Source organism: Cupriavidus necator, assembly GCF_013141915.1.
GTDB classification, from domain to species: Bacteria; Pseudomonadota; Gammaproteobacteria; order Burkholderiales; family Burkholderiaceae; genus Cupriavidus; species Cupriavidus necator_B.
On the sequence record NZ_SROX01000043.1, the window covers coordinates 1 to 955 of the forward strand.

Sequence of the window (955 nt, forward strand, 5' to 3'; positions counted from 1 at the left end):
TGATAGCGGACATGTGACGGACCCATGCCACGGAGAATGTCCCGGCCAAGCCGGGACATGCATGGCCTTCGATCAGTCCCCGAAATCGGTGGCTTCGGACGCGCCCCGCCAGGCGTCGAGATCCTTTGCGACAGCGCTTGCCTTCGCGGCCGCGAGTTCATTGGCGATCTTGCCTGCAAACAGATGCAGCGGGGCCGATTCAACAGTCGCGGCCTGGATGATCAGCAGTGCGAGCTTGTCCGGGTCCCCAGCCTGGTGGCCATGCAGGGTGTCGAGATGCAGGTCCAGCGAAGCCTTGGCCTCGGAGTAGTCGTCGATCTGCCGTCTGGCCACCGCCAGCGCACCATTCGACAGGAAATCGGTGCGCACCGGTCCGGGATAAACCACCGTCGCGCGAATGCCCAGTTCGGCGACTTCTGCCGCAAGGGATTCCGTCAGGCCAGACAGCGCGAACTTGCTCGCCACGTAGCTGCCCCATCCCGGATAGCCCCCCTGGTAGCCGACGATGGACGAGATATTGAAGACGTGTCCGCTGCGCTGGCGTCGAAGCTGCGGCAGCGCATGACGCAGGACAGCCATCGGCGCAAAGAAGTTGACCTCGAAATTCCGACGAAGCTCGTCGTCCGACAATGCCTCGACGGTCCCTTGCTGGGCGTAGCCGGCGTTGTTCACGACCACGTCGAGAACGCCGAACCATTGCACGGTCTTCTCGATGGCCTCGTGGACGCTGCGGTCACTGGTCAGGTCGACCCCGAGCGGTAGAAATCGCTCGGACGCCGCACCGAATTCCTCCGTTAACGAGGCGGCTGTGCGGGAGGTGGCCGCCACCCGGTGGCCTTGCTCCAGCAGGTGTGTCACGAGTTTTTGGCCGACGCCCTTCGATGCGCCGGTGATGAACCAGGTACGGGATGCTTGCTTCACGGTAAGAACTCCTTGAGTGATGAAACGTTTGGCT

General features: G+C 62.8%; 1 protein-coding gene. It reads right to left on the reverse strand.

Going from position 1 to position 955, the window contains the following annotated elements:
* Positions 1-72: 72 nt before the first annotated feature.
* Positions 73-921 (reverse strand): SDR family NAD(P)-dependent oxidoreductase, encoded by an 849-nt coding sequence (locus E5S69_RS32060; RefSeq protein ID WP_171518319.1) that lies wholly within the window; start codon positions 919-921, stop codon positions 73-75.
* Positions 922-955: the final 34 nt, after the last annotated feature.